Annotated in this window: 21 protein-coding genes and 1 tRNA gene; 10 read left to right on the forward strand and 12 right to left on the reverse strand. The window is 56.6% G+C overall.

The genetic code is table 11. The annotated features are described in order from the left end of the window. Nucleotides 1-13: 13 nt before the first annotated feature. The 3 genes from C1A08_RS06185 (at nt 14) to mgtE (ending at nt 4,194) form a co-directional block, all read left to right on the forward strand. Nucleotides 14-2,158: a cytochrome c biogenesis protein CcdA gene (locus C1A08_RS06185; protein ID WP_101572402.1), complete on the forward strand. Its 2,145-nt coding sequence runs from the start codon at nt 14-16 to the stop codon at nt 2,156-2,158. 180 nt (nt 2,159-2,338) lie between these two features. Continuing rightward, a tRNA-Ile gene (locus tag C1A08_RS06190) sits at nt 2,339-2,412 on the forward strand. Nucleotides 2,413-2,808: 396 nt separating this feature from the next. After that, nucleotides 2,809-4,194: a magnesium transporter gene (gene mgtE / locus C1A08_RS06195; protein ID WP_153498338.1), complete on the forward strand. Its 1,386-nt coding sequence runs from the start codon at nt 2,809-2,811 to the stop codon at nt 4,192-4,194. A gap of 159 nt (nt 4,195-4,353) precedes the next feature. Here the strand turns inward: mgtE and C1A08_RS06200 are convergent, their stop codons facing one another. Further along, the gene (locus C1A08_RS06200) at nt 4,354-5,592 is read right to left on the reverse strand and encodes a tyrosine-type recombinase/integrase (RefSeq protein ID WP_101572135.1); all 1,239 of its coding nucleotides are present in this window, start codon (nt 5,590-5,592) and stop codon (nt 4,354-4,356) included. Nucleotides 5,593-5,669: 77 nt separating this feature from the next. Then, on the reverse strand, nt 5,670-6,725 hold the full coding sequence (locus tag C1A08_RS06205) for a winged helix DNA-binding domain-containing protein (RefSeq protein WP_101572137.1): 1,056 nt from the start codon (nt 6,723-6,725) through the stop codon (nt 5,670-5,672). Between the two features lie 162 nt (nt 6,726-6,887). Here C1A08_RS06205 and C1A08_RS06210 point away from each other — a divergent pair, with 162 nt between their 5' ends. After that, nucleotides 6,888-7,259, forward strand: a complete 372-nt coding sequence (locus C1A08_RS06210; RefSeq protein ID WP_101572139.1) for a DUF488 domain-containing protein — start codon at nt 6,888-6,890, stop codon at nt 7,257-7,259. A 44-nt stretch (nt 7,260-7,303) separates the two neighbouring features. Here C1A08_RS06210 and C1A08_RS06215 read toward each other — a convergent pair whose 3' ends face one another. Beyond that, the gene (locus C1A08_RS06215) at nt 7,304-8,488 is read right to left on the reverse strand and encodes a 6-bladed beta-propeller (RefSeq protein WP_101572141.1); all 1,185 of its coding nucleotides are present in this window, start codon (nt 8,486-8,488) and stop codon (nt 7,304-7,306) included. A gap of 548 nt (nt 8,489-9,036) precedes the next feature. Here C1A08_RS06215 and C1A08_RS06220 point away from each other — a divergent pair. Together C1A08_RS06220 and C1A08_RS06225 are read left to right on the forward strand one after the other, a co-directional pair. Continuing rightward, the gene (locus tag C1A08_RS06220) at nt 9,037-9,741 is read left to right on the forward strand and encodes an SOS response-associated peptidase (protein ID WP_101572143.1); all 705 of its coding nucleotides are present in this window, start codon (nt 9,037-9,039) and stop codon (nt 9,739-9,741) included. Between the two features lies 1 nt (nt 9,742). Continuing rightward, nucleotides 9,743-11,206 (forward strand): DHA2 family efflux MFS transporter permease subunit, encoded by a 1,464-nt coding sequence (locus tag C1A08_RS06225; RefSeq protein ID WP_101572145.1) that lies wholly within the window; start codon nt 9,743-9,745, stop codon nt 11,204-11,206. A 66-nt stretch (nt 11,207-11,272) separates the two neighbouring features. Here the strand turns inward: C1A08_RS06225 and C1A08_RS06230 are convergent, their stop codons facing one another. The 6 genes from C1A08_RS06230 to C1A08_RS06255 all read right to left on the reverse strand — a co-directional run bounded on the left by C1A08_RS06230 (nt 11,273) and on the right by C1A08_RS06255 (nt 16,723). After that, the gene (locus tag C1A08_RS06230; protein ID WP_055205708.1) at nt 11,273-11,500 is read right to left on the reverse strand and encodes a (4Fe-4S)-binding protein; all 228 of its coding nucleotides are present in this window, start codon (nt 11,498-11,500) and stop codon (nt 11,273-11,275) included. Between the two features lie 11 nt (nt 11,501-11,511). Beyond that, on the reverse strand, nt 11,512-11,814 hold the full coding sequence (locus C1A08_RS06235; RefSeq protein WP_180951538.1) for a GNAT family N-acetyltransferase: 303 nt from the start codon (nt 11,812-11,814) through the stop codon (nt 11,512-11,514). Between the two features lie 181 nt (nt 11,815-11,995). Further along, entirely contained in the window at nt 11,996-12,469 is a 474-nt protein-coding gene (locus C1A08_RS06240) for a lipocalin family protein (protein WP_373419257.1), read from the reverse strand. Between the two features lie 276 nt (nt 12,470-12,745). Beyond that, nucleotides 12,746-14,440 carry a SulP family inorganic anion transporter gene (locus tag C1A08_RS06245; protein ID WP_101572150.1) on the reverse strand — a complete coding sequence of 565 codons (1,695 nt, stop codon included), beginning with the start codon at nt 14,438-14,440 and terminating at the stop codon, nt 12,746-12,748. Between the two features lie 311 nt (nt 14,441-14,751). Continuing rightward, the gene (locus C1A08_RS06250; protein ID WP_101572152.1) at nt 14,752-15,666 is read right to left on the reverse strand and encodes a hypothetical protein; all 915 of its coding nucleotides are present in this window, start codon (nt 15,664-15,666) and stop codon (nt 14,752-14,754) included. Nucleotides 15,667-15,766: 100 nt separating this feature from the next. Next, the gene (locus C1A08_RS06255) at nt 15,767-16,723 is read right to left on the reverse strand and encodes a nucleoside recognition domain-containing protein (RefSeq protein ID WP_101572154.1); all 957 of its coding nucleotides are present in this window, start codon (nt 16,721-16,723) and stop codon (nt 15,767-15,769) included. 153 nt (nt 16,724-16,876) lie between these two features. On the opposite strand from C1A08_RS06255, the gene C1A08_RS06260 reads away from it, so the two are divergent. From C1A08_RS06260 to rlmH, 4 genes are all read left to right on the forward strand, one after another. Beyond that, nucleotides 16,877-18,730 (forward strand): DUF4954 family protein, encoded by a 1,854-nt coding sequence (locus C1A08_RS06260; protein ID WP_101572156.1) that lies wholly within the window; start codon nt 16,877-16,879, stop codon nt 18,728-18,730. 62 nt (nt 18,731-18,792) lie between these two features. Continuing rightward, nucleotides 18,793-20,097: a ribosome biogenesis GTPase Der gene (gene der / locus C1A08_RS06265; protein WP_101572158.1), complete on the forward strand. Its 1,305-nt coding sequence runs from the start codon at nt 18,793-18,795 to the stop codon at nt 20,095-20,097. Between the two features lie 35 nt (nt 20,098-20,132). Beyond that, nucleotides 20,133-21,725 (forward strand): glycoside hydrolase family 2 TIM barrel-domain containing protein, encoded by a 1,593-nt coding sequence (locus C1A08_RS06270; RefSeq protein ID WP_101572406.1) that lies wholly within the window; start codon nt 20,133-20,135, stop codon nt 21,723-21,725. Then, nucleotides 21,722-22,195, forward strand: coding sequence for a 23S rRNA (pseudouridine(1915)-N(3))-methyltransferase RlmH (gene rlmH, locus C1A08_RS06275; RefSeq protein ID WP_101572160.1), 474 nt, complete (start codon nt 21,722-21,724; stop codon nt 22,193-22,195). The genes C1A08_RS06270 and rlmH overlap by 4 nt, the downstream gene beginning before the upstream one ends. A gap of 47 nt (nt 22,196-22,242) precedes the next feature. Here the strand turns inward: rlmH and C1A08_RS06280 are convergent, their stop codons facing one another. The 3 genes from C1A08_RS06280 to C1A08_RS06290 all read right to left on the reverse strand — a co-directional run bounded on the left by C1A08_RS06280 (nt 22,243) and on the right by C1A08_RS06290 (nt 26,081). Continuing rightward, nucleotides 22,243-23,556 (reverse strand): retropepsin-like aspartic protease, encoded by a 1,314-nt coding sequence (locus C1A08_RS06280; RefSeq protein WP_101572162.1) that lies wholly within the window; start codon nt 23,554-23,556, stop codon nt 22,243-22,245. A 190-nt stretch (nt 23,557-23,746) separates the two neighbouring features. After that, complete coding sequence (gene gltX, locus C1A08_RS06285) at nt 23,747-25,276, reverse strand: glutamate--tRNA ligase (protein ID WP_101572164.1); 1,530 nt, start codon at nt 25,274-25,276, stop codon at nt 23,747-23,749. 256 nt (nt 25,277-25,532) lie between these two features. Then, nucleotides 25,533-26,081, reverse strand: coding sequence for a GNAT family N-acetyltransferase (locus C1A08_RS06290; protein ID WP_101572166.1), 549 nt, complete (start codon nt 26,079-26,081; stop codon nt 25,533-25,535). Nucleotides 26,082-26,095: the final 14 nt, after the last annotated feature.

A 26,095-nucleotide genomic window follows, 5' to 3' on the forward strand; every position in this document is an offset into this window, starting at 1 on the left:
TTAAGATCGCATGATGAACCTGTCACTTCTGAAAAAAATCGTTTGCCTGTCGGCCTTGCTGCTGGCGGCGCTGCATGGAACCGCTCAGCCGGCCGATCCGGTCAGTTGGTCGGTTGCCGTCGCCGAGTCCGGCGACGGGATTTCCAGGATTGTTTTTAAGGCCCGGATCGCGGAACCGTGGCACATGTACGATACGGGCCCTTACGACGGCGGCCCGAATGCGACGGCTTTTACGTTCGAACCGAATGCGGACGTTACGTTGCTCGGAGGGATCGAACAGCTTTCGAAACCCGTACGAGTGTACGATTCGCTGTTCGCGATGGAGATCGGTTATTTCGAGAAAAGCGCCGAATTCGTTCAGAAAGTGCGGGTCGCCTCGGGCCGCGAAACGACGCTGAAAGCCGTGGTGGAATGGATGGCTTGCGACGACGAGAGTTGCCTGCCGCCCGCCGACCGTACTTTTTCGATTCCTCTGAAGGCAGCCGCCGTACAGACGGCCGCAGGAGGGGCGTCTGCGACGCCTGCGGCACCGGTTTCCGCTACGGGTAATTCGTCCGCGGTTGCGCAAGCCGGGGATATGACAACGACCGACACGGCAGCGGATACGGCCGTAAATGCGGTTCCGGATGCGGATTCGGCGGCGGTGTCGCAGCCGCTGTTGCAGCCGGACGCCCCGGTCGGCGGCGGAACGCTGTGGAGCGCGATTATCGAAGCGATCCTGTGGGGATTCGCCGCGCTGCTGACGCCCTGCGTGTTTCCGATGATTCCGATGACCGTGTCGTTTTTCCTGAAAGGGAGCGGGAACCGTGCGCGCGGACGCCTGATGGCAGCCTTGTACGGCGTGTGCATTGTCGCGCTGTATACGCTGCCGATTGCAGTTATCATTCTGATAACGAAACTGGTAGGCGGAGATGCCGTTACGGCCGATATTTTCAACTGGCTGGCGACGCACTGGATTCCGAACGTGATTTTCTTCCTCGTATTCATGGTTTTCGCGGCGTCGTTTTTCGGCGCGTTCGAGATTACGCTGCCCGGATGGCTGGTCAATAAGAGCGACAGCAAGGCCGACAAAGGCGGTTTGGTCGGTCTGTTCTTCATGGCGCTGACCCTCGTGTTGGTTTCGTTCTCCTGCACCGGCCCGATCGTCGGTTCGGTACTGATCAAATCCACTTCCGGAGAGGTGTGGGCGCCGGTAATCACGATGTTCGCTTTTTCGGTGGCTTTTGCGCTGCCGTTCACGCTGTTCGCGCTGTTCCCATCCGTGCTGAACAACCTGCCCAAAAGCGGCGGATGGCTCAACTCTGTAAAGGTGGTGCTCGGGTTTCTCGAACTGGCGCTGGGGCTGAAATTTCTCAGCGTGGCCGATCAGACCTACCATTGGGGCATCCTCGACCGGGAGGTTTATCTGGCGCTGTGGATCGTTATCTTTACGCTGCTCGGGTTTTACCTGCTGGGCAAGATCCGGTTCAAACACGACAGCGAAGTACAGTCGGTCGGAGTGACGCGGCTGTTGCTCGCGATCGTTACCTTTTCGTTCGTCGTTTACCTGTTGCCCGGAATGTGGGGAGCGCCGTTGCGCGGATTGTCGGGTTACTTGCCGCCGTTGCATACGCAGGATTTCGTGCTGGATGCGGCCGAATCGCCTGCCGGAAATTCCGGCGGCGGAAAGGCCGGCGACGCTTTCCCCGTCGCCAGGCACAGCGATATACTGAACCTACCGCACGGATTGAACGGCTTTTTCGACTACGACGAGGCGCTGGCCTATGCCCGCAAAGTGCATAAGCCGCTTTTTGTCGATTATACGGGTCACGGGTGCGTCAACTGTCGGGAAATGGAGGCGCGCGTATGGGCCGATCCGCAGGTGCTGCAACTGCTGCGGAACGATTTCGTGATCGTGGCGCTCTATTCGGACGACAAAAAGGAACTGCCCGAAAACGAATGGGTGACCGCCGAAACGGGCCGCGTGCTCAAAAGCATCGGCAAGATCAACGCTTACCTTGCACACAAGCGGTTCGGGATCAATTCGCAGCCCTATTACATGATTCTGGGCCCGGACGGCGAACAATTGGCTCCGGGGCGCGGGTATAATCTGGATGTGGATCAGTTCGTCGCTTTCTTGAGGCAGGGATTGCGTAATTACCCGGTCGGAGCGGAGTAGTCCGAATGCTCGGTATGGACGGGAGTTACGGGGATGGCGGTTTTGCGCTGTAATTTTGCGTATTTGGAAAGATTTTCTACCTTTGCAAACGAAAAAATGGGCGTTTGTCTTGCGGAAACCGATCTGCGTATGCGGAGTGTTTCCGTTGCGGGGGAAGGGCGTCCGTTGTATTGAAGAGCAGGGCCCATAGCTCAGTTGGTTAGAGCGGCAGACTCATAATCTGAAGGTCGGGGGATCATGCCCCTCTGGGCCCACTTTCGAATCCGAACACTTGCAGTCTCTGCAAGTGTTTTTTATGCGTCGGGGACGGTTTACGGCGCCGAATCCGCTGTATTTCGATTTTGCGCCGGCGACCGGACAGCCGGGAATACGATCCCGAACCGGTTTGACAAACAGACCGCGAACGGCAATCGGGCGCGCTGCAACCTCTCCGGCTTCACGGCCCCGTTCCGTTTTAAAATTGGATATTGGGAAACTAATCGTACCTTTGCATCCGCATACCGTGTGCGTTCCGTATGCGACGATCCTTTATAAACTAAAATCATTACGATGGACGAAGGCCCTTATTGTCGACAGACGACCCCGATTGTTTAACCGACCGCAGAAGCCTTCCGAGTCTCCTGCGGTGTAAATTCGCAAGGAGAGACCGTATGATCAATGAAATCAAAAACCGGTTCGGGCAATTGATTGCCGACAAGAACTGGAAAATCCTTAAAAGCGAGCTCAGCGATCTCGAGCCGTTTCAGATCGCCGAAGCGATCGGCGAACTTCCCAAATCCGACCGGACGATTCCGTTCCGGTTGCTTTCGCGCGAGTCGGCGAAAGAGACCTTCAAACATCTCTCGCACGATCAGCGCGAGGAGATTATCGACGGACTGGCCGCCCACATCGATAAGATGACCGACCTGCTCAATGACCTGGATCCCGACGACCGCACGGCGTTTTTCGAAGAGTTGCCCGGCGAAGTGAGCCAGCGGCTCGTGCAGATGTTGTCGCAGGAAGAGCGCGAGGTCGCCATGAGGCTGCTCGGCTATCCGGAAGACAGCATCGGTCGGCTGATGACCCCCGAATACGTGGCCGTCCGACCGTATTTCACGGTCGCTCAAGCATTGGAGCATATCCGCCGTTACGGTCGCGATTCCGAGACGCTCGACGTGATTTATGTTGTCGACGAGCATTGGAAGTTGATCGACGACATCCGGATCAAGGAGGTCATTCTCGCGTCGCCGGCTCGTAACGTGTCGGAGATTACCGACAACCGTTTTGTCGCGCTTCGCGCCGAAGACGATCAGGAAGTGGCCGTCCGCGCCTTTCAGGACAACAATCGCACGGCATTGCCCGTCATCGGCGGCGACGGCACCCTGCTGGGTATCGTGACCGTCGACGACGTGATGAACGTGGCCGAGCAGGAAAGTACCGAGGACTTCCAGAAGTTCGGCGGTACGGAGGGGCTGGATCTCTCTTATACGCGGACCCCGCTGGCCGAAATGGTGCGCAAACGCGCCGGCTGGCTCGTTATTCTTTTTTTTGGCGAAATGTTGACGGCATCGGCGATGGGCTATTTCGACGACGAGATCGCGCGGGCCGTCGTGCTCGCACTGTTCGTGCCATTGATCATATCGAGCGGCGGGAACTCGGGCTCGCAGGCGGCCAGCCTGATCATTCGTTCGTTGGCGCTTGGCGAGTTGAAGTTGCGTAATTGGTGGTACGTGATGCGCAAAGAAATTTTCTCGGGGCTGATCCTCGGAGCGATTCTGGGGATCATCGGATTCGTGCGGATTTTCATCTGGCAGGAGGCCGGACTGTACGACTACGGGACGCATTGGCCGTGGATCGCCGCCAGCGTGTCGGTTTCGCTCGTTTTTATCGTGCTGTGGGGTACGCTGTCGGGCTCGATGATTCCTTTTATCCTGAAAAAGTGCGGACTCGACCCTGCCACGGCCTCGGCGCCTTTCGTCGCGACGCTCGTGGACGTAACGGGGTTGATTATCTATTTCTCGATCGCGGCGCTGTTCCTGACCGGAAAGATTCTTTGATGGGGTTTGCTTTTCCCGTTCGGTAAATAAACGAATACAATCTTTAGTGCGACCGTACTAAAGATTGTATTTTTATGAAAAAGCGAAACGAAAAACCGGGAAAGGGCCCCGAATGTGCGAAACCGGGGCCGGTTCCGTCCTTTGGGCGGGGTGCGGGTTTTATAGGCTGCTCGTTTTCCCCGGCCGGTTCAGGCTGAAAATGATTTTGCGGTTCGCCTCGTCGATGACGGAGTCCTCCAACGAGGCCAGGTAGATCTGGGTCGTCGCCTGCGAACGGTGCCCCAGTCCGGCGCTGATCACCGACAGCGGAATGTCGCAGTTGCGGGCCGTCGTCGCCCAGGTGTGGCGCGAAACGTAGGACGAAAGAGGAGTGTCCGCCTGCAGCAGTTTCGACAGTTTTTTCAGCAGCTTGTTGTAATAGCTCAGTGCATTCTGATACTGCGCATAAGCCTCGTTCTCGTCGGTGGCGGCGATGATCGGGAAAACGTAAGGGGAGTTTTTCGTTTTACGGGCGTAGCGGCGGATAATTTCGGTGATGCAGGGCTCCAGCCGGATGCATAGGGACTGGCCCGTTTTGCGGCGGATGTACTGCGCGGTTTGATCCCGGACATCCGACTTGCGGAGGTAGGCCATGTCCACGAAGGCCATTCCGCGCATGTAGAAACTGAAGACGAACAGATCCCGGGCGTAGGCCAGAGACCGGGAACCGCGCAAATCCAGTTTTCTCAGGCTTTCGATCGTGGCCATGTCGACGGCCCTCTTGCGGGTTTTGTCTACGCCCGTATAGACTTTTTCGAAAGGGGCGCGCTGCGAGGCGATTCCTTCGCCGACCGCCTTGTTGTATACGGAACGCAGGATCCGCATGTAAAACGAAACCGTATTCCGCGTAACGCCCCGTCTTTTGAGCCATTGTTCGTAGTCGGCGACCAGTTCGGCGGTGCAACCGGCGAACGACAGGTCTTCCCCGTGCAGAAACTGCGAGAAACTTTGCCGGGTTCTCCGGTAATTCCGGGCCGTTCCCAATCGGCCGTGGGCGAGCAGTTGTTCGATCTGCCGTTCCATGAATCCGAAAAAAGTTTCGCCCGAGTGCGATTCCCGGAAAGCCTGCGCTACGTCGTGCGCCGTATAGTGTCCGGCGGCGCGTTCCAGCGCGCCGATCGCATTTTTCAGGACGGACAGGTCGGAGTCGATCGCGCGTTGTACTTTTCGCAGGTAATAGTCGCCCCCGGTCAGCAGGACGGGTGCGACGCATTGCCTGACGCCGTCCCATTCTGCCGGGAGCAGTTTGTATCCGGTCGTGATCTGAACGGATTTCTGACGGTGGGTGATTTGGTAGTAAACCGAGCCGGCGCGGCCCGGAACCGACGAATTGCGGAGTTTGATTCTCACTGTTGCCATAATTTTCCTGGATTGATGTTTTTCCGGGAAAAAGATAATGACGGCGGTGAAAAATCGTCATTTTCGCGGTAAAAATATCAGACGGCGCGGTAAAATGCCCGGTATCGGTTTACGGCCTCCTCCAGGATGTCCCGGTCGACGGCGGTATTCGTTTCGAAAAACGAAGTTTCGACGCAAGAGTCGTCCGGCCGTGCCGGGCGTTTCCAGTTTCCGGCGATCCGGCCGCCGTACAGGATGACCGGATAGAAAATACCGTAATTCGTGAAGGCCCTGGCGCGGTGCTCCGGACGCAGGACGTCCGTACGGTCTTTGTAACCGATCAGGTACTCGTCGTAGGCGGGCAGCAGGTACAGCGGGACGCCGGAGGTCTCCGCCGCACGGCAGGATTCGTGCACGAATAGTTCCCGCTGTCCGAAACGTTCGGCGGTCAGCGATCTTCCGATGAGGCCGACCGAATGCCGGGCTTCGGTGACGGACAGTCCCGACCACCAGACGAAATCCTGCAGACTGGCCGGTGAGTGGCTTCTGAAATAAGCGGTAGCCAGCTTTGCCAGGGCTTCGTCCGGATGCAGCTCCGGGACGGGCGGGACGCGTTCCTCGAGCAGGGCGTAGGTTTGCTTGCCGCCGCTGAACGGTCCGCTGCATACGACCGCTTCGGTTTCGGCGCGCATCAGCAGGCGGGTCAGCCGCGGCGTGTCTGCGGCGATCCCCTGCCGGTTCAGTTCCTCCCCGATCTGTTGTTTGGTCAGGTTTCTGTTGCCCTCCAGCATTTTTTCGAGCAGCCGGTCGCACCGGTAGTGCAATTGTTCCGTAAGCTCCAGTTGCCGGCCTTTTGCCAGCGATTCGTTGGCCGACCGGATGCGCCGGGCGGAGAGTTTCAGCATCCAGCGGATGTCTTCCGCGGCGACCAGATGCCAGGTCGGCCGCATCACATGCGTACGCAAGATTTCTCCCCGAGAGAAGGCTTCCCCGACCGATCGTGCCGTCGCCGATTTCAGCCGTATGCCGACGGCCCAGCGGGCCATGGCGTAATCCTGAGCCTGAATGGCTCCCATCCATGAAACCAGTTTTTTCGGCGTGTCGAAACGCGGGGCGGCCAGTTGTTGTCCGGCCAGGCGGATGTCGGTTATCATAGTCGTCGTTTTTGCAAAAATAGGTTAAATCGGGCCTTCCGAAGTATTATTCGCCGGATATTTATCCGATCGGCGGGAAACCTTTCGATCCGGTGTCCGCAGATTCGGTTTTGGCGCATTCCTTGCGGGAGGGTTTCGTATTCGATCCGTTAAACCGAAAAAATGACACGAATCAAGATCAAACGCGCTTATGAAAAACCGGAACCGGACGACGGTTTCCGGGTGTTCGTCGACCGGCTGTGGCCCCGCGGAATGCGGAAAGAGGATTTCCGCTACGACTTGTGGGCGAAGCAGATAGCCCCTTCGGCCGCTCTGCGAAGGTGGTATCACGAAGATATGCCGGGGCGTTGGGAAGAGTTCGGCCGCCGTTACGCCGCGGAATTGCGGCAGTCGCCAGCCGTGGCGGAATTCGTCCGTCAGATCACCGGAAACGACACCGTTACGTTGGTGTACGCCTCCCGGAACGCTTTGCAGAATCATGCCCTGATCCTGCAAGATTATCTGGTAAAAGTTATGAGTGTTATGACTGTATAGTAGTTATTCAAGTCGTCTATTTACGCGTGAATTGTTGTCGAGATTCAATAATCGGGGTATATCCATTTGTAAAATATCAATACGGGATTACTGTTTTCTTCAATGCATGTTCCTATTTCGTTCAGTAATGTGCGCTCCTTTCCGTTTTTTTTGTAATCGTCGATCCATGAAATTATTCGTGTAGAAGTAACGGGATTGATTATGTATCCTGTATTATCGGAATCGATGTACGGGTGTATATAGGACAATTTTATGCCGTTTTTATCCGCTCCTGTGGGTGCTGAATATAATATATGCCCTTCGGAAGAGGTTATGATGATATACGGTTTGTGTTCATAACGGTAAATAATCAGGTTTCCATTGTTGAAATGGTAAAAATTATGAGGAGTCGTAGGATTTTCTTCATTTAAAGAGTTCACATAATCCATAACGGTTTTCGGAGAGTCGTCCACCGCTGGTCTGCGTGTATTGAAGTCGAATGCCAGATAAGGCGATACGGCTCCCGTAGCTTGTGATACTTTGTAAATAGTATCGTTCAGGATGGAAGACATGTAAATGGTGTCGTCGTACTGGCAAAAAAACGAACGGCACGATCCGTAAAAAAATTTGTTACCCGTTAAAACTTTGTTGAACGGCAATCCTTTGTGTATTACTTTGCCGCTGTCAGAAATGCATACGTAGTTGTATTCTTCACGCTTACCGTCTTCATCGCCCGATCCATTCGCCATATTGTATGCTATACAACCATTGTCCAGAAGTTTAAACGACCATGTTTTACGCGCGTTTTTCATCTGGTATTTGAAATTGCCGGATTCGTCGTAAACATATATTTTCCCTTGTATGGGATCGTTCAGAAATATTGAACCGTCGGATGTTACTTCGAAATCAGAAAGATATAAATATTCGCCTCCTGCACGCCCTTTTTTGTCGATCTTTGAAACAAAAGATCCGTCGGCATTGAATATAAAGACCGCCCCTTGTTTCCAATCAAGAATATAAATTTTGTTATGTATGATTTGTATTTTATTGATCTCCCCGATCAAAATATCATTGCCGGTTTGAAGCGGCACAAAATGGGAAAATTCAAGGAACTCATTGATTTTTGAAGAGCCGTCATCTCTTTTTAGTTCGACTTTTACGGTATTGACTTTGACGAGACGATCCGATTTGTCAGAACAACTGATAAGGAGCAACAAGCAAACATGCAGAGTTAAAAACTTTTTTATCATATTTCATATTTGGGGATGGTGAAAAATATCTACCGGATAAATAAAGTCTATCCGGGTAGATGAATCGAAGTATTATGGGCATTTGACGCTCCCTGTCCCTATACATACGACACAATCGTATTTTTGGCCTTTTTCATTCTCGCAGGTTCCCGTTACCTTTACCTCGGATCCGTTTTTGTTTTCATCTTGTGCCAATACTTCGACATTTACAAGAAATAATCCGGAGTCGATATTCGTCGAACATGACGAACGGGCTGTGAAAAATGCCGCAATGCCAATGGCTGCAACGAAACAAATGATTGAACTTTTAATTTTTTCAAATAGATTGTAAGTTTAAACAAAATAATTGATATGTAAAAGTTTATAGTAAAATAATTTGGGATTCGGATGTTGTAAGGAATTAAACGGTCGGGTAAAGGTTTATATCCTTGTTGTCGCTTTAATCATAGTTGTTTTTAGCAGGAAGTTCCAATTTGTTTCATAATGACTCGGTATGATACGGATTTTCTGGCACCGAATTGGCAGGTATTCCGGTAAAACCAGAGCCTATGTGTTATCATATCTCATTGGCGGCCGGCCCGTCGGAACTCGCCGCGCGCTACGGTCGTAAAGCCGACCTGATCGAACGGTTCAAGCCCCTGTACCATGTGTCGGCATTCAGCTATCCGGAGTATCCGGTGGTGACGTCCGATCTGGAGATCGAACTGTTCCGCTGGGGACTGATCCCGTTCTGGGCCGACGAGTTGGAAGACGCTTTCGAACTGCGCTATCGGACGTTCAATGCCCGCGCCGAAACCGTTTTTACGAAACCCGCTTTCCGCAAGCCGATCCGCCGAACGCGCTGCCTGGTGCCCGTAACCGGTTTTTTCGAGTGGCGGCACGAGGACGACCGGCGGATTCCCTATTACGTCGCTCCGGCCGGGGGCGGTATCTGCTCGCTGGCCGGGGTGTACGACATGTGGCGGAACCCGGATACCGGCGAACAGGTCGAGACTTTTGCGATCATCACGACCGAGGCCGACGCACTGATGCGTTCGATCGATAATGTGAACGGGCGGATGCCGGTGATTCTGACCGGACGGCAGCAGCAGCGGTGGCTCGATCCGTCGCTGGACGAGGAGGCCGTCCGGTCGCTGCTGGAGCCGTTGACCGACGGCCTGCTGCGCGCGGAAACGATCGATAACGGTTTTCTGAAAAAGTCGCCGGACGATCCGACGATCCTGCAACCTCGGACGGAATCCGCACAGGCCTGATATGGGAGGGTTCGGAGAACTTCAACGACGTCTGCGCGCCGGCAGCGGCTACAAATGGTGGGTGCTGGGCCTGGTTATGCTCGGTACCTTCATGGCGGTACTCGACGTGACGGTCGTCAACGTCGGCATTCCGACCATCATGTCCGCATTTCATATCGGCATTTCGTCGGCCGAGTGGATCGTGACCGCGTATATGATTACGATGACCATCATGCTGCCTTCGTCGGGGTGGATTGCCGACCGGTTCGGCAACAAGCGTTTCTATATCGTCGGACTGGCGCTGTTCACGCTCGGTTCGGGATTGTGCGCGCAGGCCGACAGCGACGCTTTCCTGATCGGGGCTCGTGCGTTGCAGGGAGTCGGCAGCGGGATCATCCAGTCGCTCGGACTGGCTATCGTGACCCGCGAGTTTCCGCCGCAACAACGGGGATTGGCGCTCGGCCTGTGGGCCGTGGCCGCGGCCGCGTCCATTTCGTTCGGGCCGCTGATCGGCGGCTACCTGGTGGACGATTTCAGTTGGCACTTGATCTTCGACGTCAACGTCCCGATCGGCATCCTGGCGATCGCGCTGTCGGCGGTCGTTCAGAAAGAGTGGAAAAGCCCGGTGCGGGGACGGTTCGACTGGGCGGGCTTCGTCAGCATCGCGTTGTTCATGCCGCTTTCGGTCTACGGGCTCGCCAAAGGGAATTCCCCATCCAACCCGGACGGATGGGCTTCGCCGCAGGTGATCGGCTGTTTCGTCGCTGCGGCCGTCGCGCTGGCCGTATTTATCGCGGTGGAATTGCGGCATCCGCACCCGCTTCTGAATATCCGGCTGCTCGGCGACCGGCATTTCGGGGTCGCGATGACGGTGCTTTTCATCTTCGGCATCGGTATGCTGGGCGGCACTTACCTGTTGCCGTTGTACATGCAGAAGGGGTTGGGATATACGGCGATCATGGCCGGCAGCGTTTTCCTGCCGGTCGGGCTGATCCAGGGAATCCTGTCGACCCTGTCGGGATTTCTGACCCGCTACTTGAAAATCCTGCCGTTGGTTTTCGCCGGCGTGCTGGTCATGTCGCTCAGTTTCTACCTGGCCAGCCGTTTCACGATCCATACGACCCACGGAAGCATCATGTGGGTGCTTTATCTGCGCGGGTTCGGCATGGGACTGACCTTCGCGCCGCTGAACCTTTTTTCGCTGAAAAATCTGTCGCTGAAAGATATGGCCGCCGCATCCGGAATCGCCAACAGCGTCAAACAGCTTTCCGGGAGTATCGGGATCGCGATGCTGACGGCGATCATGACCTCCCGGACATCCTATCATGCCGCGCGGGAGTCGTTGTCGTCTGCCGAAACTTTCGTCGGGGGGATTACCGACGATTTCGGCGTCGTATGCCTGATTACGCTCGCATCGCTGCTGCCGTTCCTGCTGATGCTCGTAAAGCGGAGAACGGGCCGAACGGGGACGGACGTTTCGAAGTAGAGGCCGGTGGACGACGCCGGAAAAGAAAACCCTGCGAAAGCAGGGTTTTCGATGACGGGAAGGTTTTTAAACCGATTGTTTCTTCAGTATCTTATAACTCAGCGCGCCCGACGGGCATTTCCGGATTTGCTCCTTGAGCTGTTCCGTCGTGGCGTTCTCGGGTCTTATCCACGGCTTTTCTTGCGGGTGATAGACTTCCGGAAGCGTTTTTACGCAGATTCCGGCGTGCCGGCAGCGTGCCGGTTGCCAGAAAACGGTGATTTCACCGTTCGAATACTCGATCGTGTCTTTCATAGTCTGGTGTTTTATGCGATGTTGACTCCTTCCATGACGAGGCGTTTCCATTCCGGATGCTTCTGGACGTATCCCGCGACGAAGGGGCACAGCGGTACCAGGCGCAACTGCTGTCGCTCGATGTCTTCCAGCGCCAGCCTGACCAGGCTGCTGCCGACGCCCTTGCCTTCCAGTGCGGACGGGACTTCGGTGTGCGTCAGGTAAATTTCTCCGTTTTTCGTTTTGATGTATTCGATTCTCGGGATCAGGTCGCCGATGCGAAATTCGTACTGGTGCAGGGCGGCGTTGTCGATCAGTTTGTAATTTTCCATAATTTCTGTTTTTTTAAATCGCTTGTTCTGAATTACGGTTGACTCTGTTTGTCAGCGCAATTTGTTTGCCAAAAATTTTCCGATCGGTTTCCGGTTTTTGCGAAGGGGAAGCGGCGCGCTCCGAGAAAACGAAAAATCCCCGCGGAAGATTCGCCGCGGGGATTTTTCGGATATGAACGAATCTCTATTTCTGTCTTGCCAGGCGCCACAGCACGTTGCCGTCGCGGGAAAGCACAAGCGAATCGGCGTTTAGCTTGTCGATCCGGAGGGTGTCGGTTCCCTCGATCGTCTGTCCGTTGCCGATGCTCTGGCTTTTGAGCAGCAGTTCGCCGTTTTCCAGGTTCCATTGCTGGAAAGCGAGGGTCGCCATGTTGATCGACGAGGCCGTGCCGTCCTGTTTCAGTTCGAAGCCCTGCACCTCGTCGGCGTTGATCGGGTTGAGTTCGACCCATTTGCCTTGGATGTAGTAGTACGGCGAGTGAGCGGTTACGACAAGTTCCGTCGCTTTCAGGATCCGGTTGCCGCCGACTTTTTCTCCGATGCAGGTTACCGTGACCGAATCGTCGACCAGTACGCCCGGCACTTTCGCCGGATCGGCATCCATCGTGCTGATGGCTACCGTGTCGCCCTGATCGGTGACTACCAGGATATCGTTCATTGAAGCGTCCGTTACGATGCCGTGTATGGATTGCGGCGTTTCCGGTGCGCAGGCCGTTAGTCCGGCGGCGATTGCCGTCAGAGTGCCGACAAGCAGATTCGATTTTTTCATGAATTGATTTTTAGAATATTGAAAAACATACGTTTCGGTTGACCCGATAAATGTAAAAAATAAATTCCGAAAAACCGCGCCGTTTCTTTTGTTCTTGGCGGTTACGGTTTCCGTGTCCGCAACGGATTATCCGTTGCGAACGGTTTTTGCAGGCGCCGTCTCCGGTTATCTTTTTCCCGGATGCCGTGCGGCGAGTTCCTTGCGGGCCTGTTCGAGCGCCAGGTCGATGTGGCTGCAGATATTTTCTTTCCCGATCAGGTCGTAGAACCGGGCCTGTTCGAGCGTGCGGTGAACGGTCGGGTTTACGCCGGAGAGGATGATCTGTACGCCTTCCCGTTTCGACATCCGGCACAGGTTGGTCAGGTTATGAATCCCCGTCGAGTCGATGAACGGGACTTTCCGCATCCGGATAATGCGGATCTGCGGGTGGTTGCCGAGCGCGACCATCTGTTCTTCGAATTTGTTGGCGATTCCGAAAAAGAAGGGCCCGTCGATCTCGTAAACCTCGACTCCTTCCGGGATGACGAGGTGTTCCGCGCCCAGCGAGATGCCGGCGTCGGCGTTCGGATCGATCTCGTCTTTCAGTACGGAGATGTTCGTCGTTTCGGCCACGCGGCGCATGAACAGCAGGCAGGCGATCACCAGTCCGACCTCGATGGCGACGGTCAGGTCGAACAGGACGGTCAGCAGGAACGTGACCAGCAGCACGGCTACGTCCGCTTTCGGGTTCGACATCAGCGCCCTGAACGTTCGCCATTCGCTCATGTTGTAGGCGACGATCACCAGGACTCCGGCCAGGCAGGCCATCGGGATGTGCCGGGTCAGCGGGCCGAGACACAGCAAGATCAGCAGCAATACCGCGGCGTGGATCAGTCCCGCGACCGGCGTTTTTCCGCCGTTGTTGATGTTGGTCATCGTGCGGGCGATGGCTCCGGTTGCCGGAATACCGCCGAAAAGCGGCGTGACGATGTTGGCGGCGCCCTGTGCGATCAGCTCTTGATTCGAATCGTGTTTGTCTCCGGTTACGCCGTCGGCGACGGTGGCCGACAGCAGCGACTCGATCGCGCCGAGTACGGCGATGGTGACGGCCGCCGGGAACAGGCCTTTGATTACGTCCCAGCTCATGTCGGGTACGGCGACTCCCGGAAGCGATGCGCTGATCTGGAAACGGTCGCCGATCGTTTCGATCGAGGTGACTCCGGCGTACCGTCTGAGCAGGTAAGTGAGAAGCGTCATTGCGAAGATGGCGACCAGCGAACCGGGAATTTTTTTCGAGATGCGAGGCCATAGGGCGATGATGGCGATGCTGCCTATTCCGACGACGACCGAAAGCGGGTCGGCCGTGCCGATATTTTCGAAATAGCACTGCCATTTGGGTAGGAAATCGGCCGGGACGGAGTCCGCGCTCAGTCCGAGCAGGTCTTTGATCTGCGTGGTGAAGATCGTAACCGCGATGCCGCTGGTGAATCCGACGACGATCGGGTAGGGGATGAATTTGATGACCGTGCCCAGCTTGAAGACGCCGAGCATGACCAGGATCGCGCCGGCCATGATCGTCGCTACGATCAGTCCGGTTTCGCCGTAACGGGCGATGATACCGTAGACGATCACGATAAAGGCTCCGGTGGGGCCGCCGATCTGTACTTTGCTGCCGCCCAGCAGCGAGATGACGAACCCGGCGATGATGGCCGTGATAATCCCTTTTTCGGGAGAGACGCCCGACGCGATGCCGAATGCGATAGCCAGCGGCAGCGCGACGATGCCGACGATGATGCCGGCCATTAGGTCGGCGGTAAAAGTCTCTTTCGAGTAACCTTTCAGCGAACTGAAAAGTTTCGGACGGAACGTAAATGTTTTCATCGACCCGAATCGATTGATTGATTTTGGTTTGAAAAATGTGCAAAAGTAACTAAAATTAACCATTATTCCCGCGAATCTTATTATTTTGTGAAGAAGAAGACCGGCGTTGTGTCTGGCTTTCGGATAGGGAGGATGATTGTAAAAGGTTTGTTATGAGGCTTATATGTGTGTCCGGACGGTGTCGTTTCTTGTTCGCGGTTCTTTTGTGCCTGGCATTCGTCGGCCCGGTGCGATTGAAGCCCGGATACGAAAACGCCCGCGAAAATTCTGAGATTTTCGCGGGCGTTTTATTTCAGGGAGTTGCGCGTATACTAATATTCGGTCGTGTATCCGCCGTACGAGATCTTGATTTTCGGGAAGCAGGTGTTCAACTGGTCTCCTCCCATCACTTCGGCGGTCGTGTAGTTGCTCATCATTTCGTCGTCGTTGGCGAGGCTGATCGTCATCAGTCCGTTGCCTACCGGGGCCGAAGCCGAGCAAGCCGGATTGAATTGGAACGGCTTCGGCGTCGAAACGTTCAACTGATCGGCCGGCAGGTACATCGTTTTACCGTTCAATACGCTGGTCGATACGGTGAAAATCGAGTTCCGGACGTCCGTTAACTTCTGGGTTCCTGTCTCTTGTTTGATCGTGTAAGAAGCGGTCCAGTCGGATTCGAATTCGATTTCGGAACCGTCCGAACCCTCTACGATACCCGCGTCGGGCAGTACCGAGACGAGTTGCTGGATGCTTACCTGCCATGTATTATCGCCCGAGTTCGTGACCGAATAGGTGCCCGAAGAGGTGTAGATCGCTTTGCTGTCGCTGAACATGGCGTAAGAGTCCGAAAGGTAGATGTCCCAGCGCGCACCCGCTTCTGCCAGCGAGCCGTAACCGTTTGTCGAGATGGTGATCGTTCCTTTTCGGGGATAGTCGCCGGAGATCGAACCGCTGTTGAAAACCAGCTTGTAGTTGGCGCGGGTTTCGTCGTAAGAGATGACGGTTCCCGTGCTGAACATTTTTTGCCGGATCTCGCCCGGCGCGGCGTTGAAGTCCCCGTCTCCTTCGGCGATCAGGATGTTCAGCCTGAAAGCGACGTTGAACGGGTCGAGCGCTACGAGGGTTTGTTTGGCCGCCGACGAGTAGATGATGTAACCGGTGCTGGTCATGTCGCGTTCGAATTTATCGTTTTTCAGGCAGGAAGAGAATGCCGCGACGCATCCCAGGAGTAAAAGAAGTCTTTTCATGTGCTTTTAACGTAGTTTTATGTTCATTTTCAAAATTACATAACGTATTCTAACAAGATGTTATTGTTTCTCTAAAAGTTGCACGACGCGTTTGCGAATTTTATCCGGGTGCTATGCTGCGGCGGGGGTTCCGCAGGCGGACGAACAGGCGGATGATCCATACCGTGCAGATCGCCAGTATGATACGGGGCACAAGCAGCCAGAAAAGCCCTACCCCGATCGAGTAGAAGATAGCGGTATCTTCCAGCAGGCTGTGCGAGATGGCGACGTGCGCGTTCAGCAGCCGCGAATCTTCCCTGCTGATCGCGCCGCGCCGGATTTCGTCGACGAGAGCCGCGCCGCCGTAGGTCAGTCCCACGACGTTGCTGATGATCCACAGGAACGAAGTCGAGCGGGGCAGTCCGAACACGGCCATCAGCGGTTGCAGCGGGACGGTCAGTAGGTCGAGCAGCCGGAACTCCTGCAGGATGCGTTGGAGGATGTTCAGCGAGACGATGATGATCCCGATTTTCAGCGACAGCGGCAGGATGGTTTTCAGCCACAACAGTCCCGCTTCTGCCCAGGTTTCGGGAGATACTCCGGCCGGGGGCAGAAACAACCTGCCCGTCATGTGTTTGGGCAGAATCAGGTTCATCAGGGCCGCGGCGATGAAAGCCATGCCGATCCGCAGCAGGGTCATCTTCAATCCGGAGGCTCCCGTTTTGTGCTGGATGGCCGATTCGATGATCAGGCAGTGGCAGACCAATGCCATGACCGCCAGGATGACTACGCTCCGGTAATCGAAGCCGAGCGTGGCGATGACGGCCACCGCGGCGTAGTTGTTCGACAGTGCGGCGGTCAGGAATACGAGTCCGCTGTCGCCGGGCAGTCCGACCAGTCCGAACAGCGGGGCGATCCATTCCGAGATCCGGCCGATTACGCCGAGGTGCTCCAGTATCGAGATGGCCAGCGTGATCGGGACGACCATTTTGATTACCCATACGGCTGTCCGCCAGGCGGGTCGCATGGCTTCGCTTACGGCGCGCAGCAGGCGGATTCGGAATGAGTTTTGTTCCATGACTTTGGGGGGCGGCCATTCGCCGGCCAGCAGACAAAGCTACGACATAATTTGTGAATAATAAAAAGGATTGCGTACTTTTGGAGCGGTTCCGTCCGTTCTGGTAAATGTCGGGCATTTGTCCGGTTCGAATGATAAAGCATACGAGATTGCATGGAAGGTAAATCCTATCGGAAATTGACGGAGGCCGAAATCTCCGTTTTGTCGGCCCAGGGGTGTACGTCGGAGAGTTGGGAGCTGGTCGAAGTGGCGGACGGGTTTCGGCCCGAATTCGTTCGTACAGTACATTTCAGCGGAAGCGTGCGGCTGGGAGGCAACGGTTCGGAGATCCCGTTGCCCGGCGGCGTGGTGCGCCGTTCCGGGGTTTACCGGGCCGCGTTGCACGACTGTACGGTCGGCGACGACGCGCTGATCTCCAATGTGGGCCGTTACGTCGCCAATTACGATATCGGCGACCGGGCGGTGATCGAGAATGTCGGCGAGATGATTTGCGACGGGGCAACGGCGTTCGGCAACGGCGTGGAAGTGGCGGCCGTCAACGAGGCGGGAGGGCGCGAAGTGCCGATATTCGACGGACTGACGGCGCAGATCGCCTATGTGATCGCGATGTACCGTCACCGTCCGCAGACGGTGCGGCGGATGAATGCGATGATCGCCGGTTATGCCGAACGGCGCGTTTCGCGGCGCGGGACGATCGGCGCGGACAGCCGGATCGTCAATACGCTGTCGCTGTTCAACGTAGCGGTCGGGGAGTCCGCCGTCGTGGACGGCGCGTCGTCCCTACGCAACGGGACGGTCAACAGCACGCCGCAGTCGCCGTCGACGGTGGGCGCTGGCGTGACGGCGTCCGATTTCATCCTGGCGTGTTCGGCGCGGGTCGATACGGGTTCGATGCTGCGCCGTTGTTTCGTCGGCGAAGGGGTTGTGATCGAGAACGGTTTTTCGGCCGAGAATTCGCTGTTTTTCGCCAACAGCCATTGTAATCACGGCGAAGCGTGCGCGGTGTTCGCCGGGCCTTATACGGTGTCGCATCACCGCGCGACGCTGCTGATCGCCGGGTATTTTTCGTTTTTCAACGCCGGCAGCGGGGCCAATCAGAGCAACCACATGTATAAGTCCGGGCCGGTGCATCAGGGCGTGCATCTGCGCGGGTGTAAGTTCGGCAGCGACGCCTATGTGCTGCTGCCGGCCAGCACCGGCGTTTTTACGATTGTGACCGGACGACACTACAATCATCACGATACCGAAAAAATGCCGTTTTCGTACCTGCTCGAAGAGGCGGACGACTCGATTCTGTTGCCGGGGGTCAATCTGCGCAGCTACGGTACTGCGCGGGATATCGGGAAATGGCCGTCGCGCGACCGGCGGCGGGGCGTGGCGCACGACATCATCCGTTACGAGCTGATGAATCCCTACACTGCGGGCCGGGTGCTCGACGCGATCGGCGAGTGCCGCGCGCTGATGGAGAGGTATCCGACCGCTGAAGTGGTGACGTGGAATCGGGTGAAGATCAAGATGCATTCGCTGAAGAAGGGACTGATGCTCTATACTCAAGCGTTGCGCGGCTATCTCGGCGAACTGTTTGCCGAAGGGGGCGACGTGCCGCCCGATCCGTCGATGCGGGAATGGATTGATTTGGCGGGGATGATTGCGCCGAAAAGCCGGATCGAAGCGCTGCTCGACCGGGTTGATGCCGGAGCGGTGGCCGATACGGACGCTTTCGTCGGGGAACTGGAAAGTATCGACCGGGATTACGGATCGAACGAGCGGCGGTGGGCGTTGTATGCGCTGGCCGTTTTCCTCGATAAGTCGGAAGACCGGATCACGCCGGACGACATCGCGTCGCTGGTCGAACAGGGCGCCAGGGACCGCGCTGCGCTCGCTGCGGCCATCGCACAGGATGCGGGTCGCGATTTCGCCCCGGCCATGTCGGTCGGCTACGGGATCGACGACGGGGAGCGCCGGGCCGAAGATTTCCGGGCCGTGCGCGGCGAACCGAAAGTATAGTTCCGAAAAAATACCTATCTTTGCCGGTAACGGGCTAAATCCGGAAATTTTTAACGAAGCATATGAGTATAGTAGCGATAGTAGGTCGTCCCAACGTCGGGAAGAGCACCCTTTTCAACCGTTTGGTCGGGATGCGCAAAGCGATCGTCAACGATTCGGCGGGCACCACGCGCGACCGGCATTACGGTACGACCGACTGGTGCGGCCGCGAGTTTTCCGTGATCGACACCGGCGGATACGCTATGGGGGGAGAGGATATTTTCGAGGCCGAGATCCGCAAGCAGGTGGTGTTGGCGATCGAGGAGGCTGACGTAATCCTGTTTCTCGTGGAGGTGTCTACCGGGATTACCGACCTGGATATGGTGATGGCCGACCTGCTTCGGCGCTCTTCGAAAAAAGTGATCCTCGTGGTCAACAAGATCGACAACAACGACCAGATATACTCCTCGCACGAGTTCTACGCGTTGGGACTCGGCGACCCGTACTGCATTTCGGCGATGAGCGGCAGCGGAACCGGCGAAGTGATGGATGCGGTGATCGCGGCGCTGCCCGAGGATGCCGGGGCGGAGCAGGCGGACGACCTGCCGAAGTTTGCCGTGATCGGGCGTCCGAACGTTGGCAAGTCGTCGCTGACGAATGCCCTGCTCGACACCGAGCGCAACATCGTGACGCCGGTCGCCGGGACGACCCGCGATTCGATCTTGTCGCGCTACAACAAGTTCGGTATGGATTTTTACCTGATCGACACGGCCGGGCTGCGCAAAAAGGCGAAGGTGACCGAAGATCTCGAATTCTACTCGGTGCTGCGTTCGATCCGTTCGATCGAATCGTCCGACGTCTGCATTTTGATGCTCGACGCGACGGCCGGTATCGAGGCGCAGGATCTGAATATTTTCAACCTGGTCGTCCGTAACAAGAAGGGGTGCGTGATCGTGGTCAACAAGTGGGACCTGATCGAGAAGGAGAGCAACACGATGAAGGAGTTCGCCGAAGCGATCCGCCGGCGGATCGCCCCGTTCAGCGACGTGCCGATCGTCTTCACGTCGGTGCCGAACAAACAGCGTATCCTCGACGTGCTGCAAACGGCCATGCGGGTTTACTATTCGCGGATACGCAAGATCCCGACCTCGGCGCTGAACGAATACCTGCTGCCGATTATCGAGGAGACGCCGCCGCCGTCTACCAAAGGGAAATATATCCGGATCAAATACGTTACGCAGTTGGCGTCGCCCACGCCGTCGTTTGCGTTTTTCGTCAACCTGCCTCAGTACATCAAAGAGGGGTACCGCCGTTTTCTGGAGAATAAGATCCGCGAACGATGGGACTTCGAGGGAGTGCCGATCCAGATCTTTTTCCGCCAGAAATAAAGCGGGCATTTTCACCAATGATACCGTTCGCATTCATGAAAAAATCAGTTTGCTTATTGGCAGTTTGCTGCGCGGCCTATTCGCTGGCCGCCCAGGTGCCTGTATGGAACAATCCGTCGGTCGGCGGCGAAGGCAAAGCCGATTCGCGCCCCGAGTTTATCAGCTATCCGACCCGTGAAGCGGGCGAGACCGGCGATCCGGCCAATGCGCCGCATTACGTGTCGCTCGCCGGCAAGTGGCGGGCGATTGTTTCGACTACGCGGCAGGGCGGCGAGCCCGGTTTCTACAAACCCGCCTTTACATCGACGGCCTGGCAGGAGGTCGACGTACCCAACACGTCGGTCGTGCAGGGGCTTTCCCCGCTGGAGGCGCTGACGCCGCCGCAACTGCCGGCCGAGATTCCGCTGGTGCAGTACCGGGCGGTAATCGACGTGCCGTACCTGTGGCTCGACCGGGATATGTTCATCCATGTGGAAGGGGTCGGCGGAGCCTATACGGTGTATGTCAACGACCGGCGCATCGGATACAGCGACGACAGCCGTACGCCGACCGAATTTCCGATCTCGGAAGCCGTTACCGACGGGGTGAACACGATCGGGATCGAAGTTTACGGTTATTCGACCGGCAACTGGATGGAGACGCTGCTGCCGCAGTTGCAACCCGGGAGTCTCGGCGGGGTGTACGTCTATTCGCAGCCCAAGCTGCGGATCGAGGATTTCGTGATCCGGACGCAGAGCGATACGACGAAAGTGCACGGCTGGGTCGATTTCGCCGTCGTGATGTCGAACTCGTACCGCAGCGCCGAGAAAATCACGTTCGGCTACGATATTTATTCGCCGACCGGCAAGCTGCTTACCTACAACCTGATCGATACGGAGATTCCCGGCAACAGCACCGATACGCTGGCCTGCCGCGAAGTGCTCGAAAATATCTGGAAAAGCACGGCCTGGTCGCCCGAACGGCCGAGCCTGTACAAGCTGATGCTCTACACCCGGCGGGACGGCCGGATCACCGAATACATTCCGTTGAAATTCGGGTTCAATCACGCGGAACTGCGCGACGGCGAACTGTGGATCAACGATAAGAAGGCCGAACTGTCGGCGGTCGATTACGATGCTGCGGCCGATGCCGCCGCGACCGAACGGCAGTTGAAGATACTGAAAAACCAGCGGGTAAATACGCTTTGCGTCAGCTACCCGCAGCCGCACTGGTTTTACGAATTGTGCGACCGGATCGGATTTTACGTGATCGACCAGGCCAACATCAACGCCGGGTTCAGGAAAGACGACCGGAACGTGGGCGGTTCGGTGGCTAACGATCCCGCTTTCCTGCCGCAGTTCATCGACCGGGTGGCGGGTATGCAGGGACGCAGTAAAAACTACACGTCGGTGATCGCCCTGTCGATGGGCGGAATGTCCGGCAACGGTTATAACATGTACAAGGCTTACCAGTGGCTCAAAGGGGCCGATTCGTTGCATCATGTCACCTACCGCGACGTGCAGGGCGAGTGGAACAGCGATTTTCCGTTCCCGCAAGTGCGGGATGCAAAAACCCTGCTGGATGCCGCACCGGCGCCGGCGGCCCGTTCCAAAACGGCCGTTAAACCCAAAAGCGCCGCTCGCCGATGAACATCGATTTGCTGGTGGTCGGCAAGACGGATTCCGCCGAAATACAGAGCCTTGTCGCGACGTACCTGAAACGGCTGAATTTTTATACCCGGGTGACGCTCGTCACGCTGCCCGACCTGAAAAATACGCGCAACATCTCGGCCGAAAGCCAGAAACGGCAGGAAGGCGAGCTGCTGATGCGGCAGTTCGCCGACGGCGATTACGTGGTGTTGCTGGACGAAAAGGGAGCCGAAATGCGATCGGTCGAGTTTTCGATGTGGTTGCAAAAGCGGATGAACAGCGGCGTCCGTCGGCTTTGTTTCGTGATCGGCGGCCCTTACGGTTTTTCGAAAACGGTCTACGACCGGGCCGACGAAAGCATATCGTTGTCGCGGATGACCTTTTCGCACCAGATCATCCGCGCGATTTTCGCCGAACAGCTTTACCGCGCTTTCACGATCATCCGCAACGAGCCTTATCATCACGAGTAGACGGGGATTCCGGAAGTGTCCGGACGGCGTGCCGGTTTCGACCGGGCTTATTTCTCCGCGGCTACGTACATTTGGCTGAAATTGATCGTCACTTTGCGGAATTGCCGGATAAAATCCATGCCGAGTACGCCGTCCCCGCTTTGTCCCGTACGGGAAGGGCCGTTTTCGGCTGTTTCCACAATCATGTTGTCGATTCCGATCTCCGAACCGCACGTCCGTAACGGAAATCCGGGCAGGCGGTAAACCGTTGCGGTGTACAGATCCATGCCGCCGACCAGCACGGTGTCCGGCGCGCCTTCTGTCTCTATCCTCTCTTTGTGTTTCCTATAATACGAAGGATACATGCCGCCCGTGGAGTTTCCCGTGTCGAAGAGCATCAGCAGCCGCTCGTCGCCCGACCAGGCTTCGAGGTAAGGGTCTCCTCCGTTCATCAATACGAGGTTCTTTTCCGGCAGAGGGGAGGGCGTGGGCGTGGCCGGGAAAACGGTTTTCTTCTTTTTCGGGTAGATCTGCACCTCTCCGACCGCTATCAGAAGGTCGCGTCCCAGGATCGCGTCTATGTATAGCAGCGTGTCTACTGCGGGATTCGGCGGAAGTACGGCGACCACGGGGTTTTTGTATACGATGTTCCCGACACAAAGGCTGTCGGCGATTGCGAGGCTCCCCAGGCGGGAGCCTATTCCGTCGATTCGGATCGAATCGCAGATCGTTCGCAGTCCGAGTTCGTCGGCCAGGCGTTGCGAAATTGCCGTCGTCCCGGTTCCTGTGTCGAGCGTGAACGGGTAAGTTTTGCCGTTGATTGCGACCGGAACGGACAAGTGGGCTCCTTCAGTACGGCCTTTGACGACGACGGGCCGAATCGCCAGCGGCAGCCGTACGTCGCGTTCGGGACGAACGATCTCCGGAGCCGGGGCGTCGCGCAGCCCGTTCAGGATTCTGGACATTTGCAGGTGCTCGGGGAATCGGGAGATATCCATCGTAGCCGACAGGTAGCGCAAAAAGCTGTCGAGATAGTCCGCCGCCGCCGCGTATTTCTTATTGAGCCGCATCGCTTCGCAGCGGAAAAGCACCATGTTCGGAATATTCGAGAAACTCATGTTTACCAGCAGGGGGCCCATCAGCGTGTCGAGTGCGCCCAGCGCCTGTCGGGGGCGGTTGAAAGAGCAGTCCAGTAAGGACTGCGTCATATACCGCAGACACGGATCCCGGATGCTGTCTTTTATTTCGGGAAATATTTTTTCGAGCGTAAGCCAATCCTGACGGTTGAACAGGTCGGCGACGTTCTCGTCCGGCGGTTGCGCCGAAACGAAAACGGACGAGGAAGCGATCGTCATCGCCAGGAGAAATTTCGGAAATTTCATGGTATTCGGCAGTTATTTACGGCAATTTAATGAATAAAACGGGAATAATCGTCCGGATGCCGAAATAAAAATCGCCGTCCGCTGGGACGGCGATTTTTGGGAAAACGGAATTTTTCGGTCGGATTACGCGGCAGCGCGGCCGATCGTCCGGAGACGGAAACGCGCTGCCGGCACGATCAAAAACGGTCGGTTATCGCAGCGTTTCGAGCGCTTTGTCGATACGGCGCAGGGTCTCTTCCTTGCCGATGATCTCGCAGATGTCGAGGATGCTCGGGCCGGAGCTCGTACCTACGATGGCCAGTCGGAACGAGTTCATCACCTGTCCCATCGGATATTCGTTTTGCGCGATCCATTCGAATACGATTTTTTCGGTGTTCTCTTTCGAGAAGTCGTCGATCCCTGCCAGCAGCGTCCGCAGCGCTGCGATCCGCGTCGGATTTTCGCCTTTCCAGAATTTGGCGGTCGATTTGGGGTCGTATTGCTCCGGCGCGACGAACATGAACGAGGTTAGATTCCAGAAATCGCTGACGAATGTCGCGCGCTGTTTGATCAGCGCGATCACCCGGGCCGTTTTGGCGGCCGGGGCGTCCACCCCTTTCGCCTTCAGGATCGGGGCGTACAGCGCGGCCAGTTCCGCATCGGATTTGGCGTGCAGGTACTGGGCGTTGAACCAGTGCGCTTTTTCCGGGTTGAACCGGGCGCCGCTCTTGCTGACGCGTTCGAGCGAGAAGGCGCCGATCAGTTCGTCCATCGAGAAGATCTCCTGGTCGGTTCCCGGATTCCAGCCCAGCAGTGCCAGCATGTTGACGAATGCTTCCGGAAAATACCCGTCTTCGCGGTAGCCGTGCGAGGTCTCGCCTTCGGGCGACGTCCATTGCAGCGGGAATACCGGGAATCCCATCTTGTCGCCGTCGCGCTTGCTCAGCTTGCCGCCGCCGGTAGGTTTCAGCAGCAGCGGCAGGTGGGCGAATTCGGGCTGCGTGTCGCTCCAGCCGAGCGCGCGGTACAGCAAGTAGTGCAACGGCAGCGACGGCAGCCACTCTTCGCCGCGAATCACATGCGAAATCTCCATCAGGTGATCGTCGACGATGTTGGCCAGGTGGTAGGTCGGCAGCGCATCGGCCGATTTGTAGAGCACCTTGTCGTCCAGCGTCGAAGTGTGTACCGTCACGTCGCCGCGAATCAGGTCGTGCATCCGCACCTCCTCGTTTTCGGGCATTTTGAAACGGATCACCCACTGGTCGCCCGCGGCGATGCGGCGTTTGACCTCTTCGTCCGACAGGGCCAGCGACGTGGCCAGCCGGGTGCGCACTTCGTAATTGTACGCGAACGTTTTGCCGGCTGTTTCGGCTTCCGCGCGGATCGCGTTCAGTTCGTCGGGCGTGTCGAAAGCGTAATAAGCGTCGCCCGATCCGACCAGTTGCAAGGCGTATTTCAGGTAGATCTCTTTGCGCTCGCTCTGGCGGTACGGGGCGTGAGGGCCTCCCTCGTTGATGCCTTCGTCGATCGTGATGCCGCACCATTTGAGCGACTCCATGATATAGCTCTCCGCTCCCGGTACGAATCGGTGCGAATCGGTGTCTTCGATGCGAAGGATAAAGTCGCCGCCGTGCTGGCGCGCGAAAAGGTAGTTGTACAGCGCCGTGCGGACGCCTCCCATATGCAGGGGGCCGGTAGGACTCGGCGCAAAACGGACTCTGACTTTTTTATTGCAAGACATATTTTTAGAAATTGTTTTTGCGGGATGACGATGTGGACGGCACATGCTGCGGTCTGTCGCGACGCGTGTCGCCGGCCGATTCCGGTTCGGCGTGGTTTACACGGTTTTACTCCGGATCGACCGCCTGCAAAGATAGGAAATCTATTCGAAAGAGTTTTGGATCGGGAGGGTTTTATTTGCTATGTCGTTGCAGGGAGGCCGGTTCGCCGGGGGGGCGTTTCCGGGAAACGTACTTTTATCCCGGATGGCATAACTTTTATTTTTGTAAACTCTGAAAGTTTATTTTATACAACACATGTTTTCGTAGCGGATGCCGGGTATCGAGCAGCGGATGGTCGAATATTCCGATCCGTTGCATACCTGTCTTCTGCATGACTCGCTCCGACCGGCGGTTCTGGAGGGTCGTGAAAGCGTATATTTCCCGGAGACCGAGTCGTTTGTCCGCATATTCCAGGCAGGCGGCGGCCGCTTCGGTCGCATATCCGTTGCCCCATGCTTCGCGGATCAGCCTCCAGGCGATCTCGATTCCCGGAGTGAAGTCCGCTTCGAACGGAATCCGGTGGAGGCCGGTAAAGCCAAGGAACTTTCCGTCCGTTTTCCGTTCGACGGCATATGCTCCGTAACCGAAATCGGCGAGTTCGTTCCGGATGCGGAGGAAAAAAGCGGAAGATTCCTCGGCGGTCAGCGGTTTTACGAAATATTCCATGACTTTCGGGTCGGCGTTCATTTCGGTGAACGGGAGCAGATCGCTGTCCTGCCAGTCGCGCAGGATCAGCCGGGGCGTTTCGAGGTATCGGGTTGTCATCGGGCGATGGACTT

The organism is Alistipes sp. cv1 (assembly GCF_900240235.1).
GTDB classification, from domain to species: domain Bacteria; phylum Bacteroidota; class Bacteroidia; order Bacteroidales; family Rikenellaceae; genus Alistipes_A; species Alistipes_A hominis.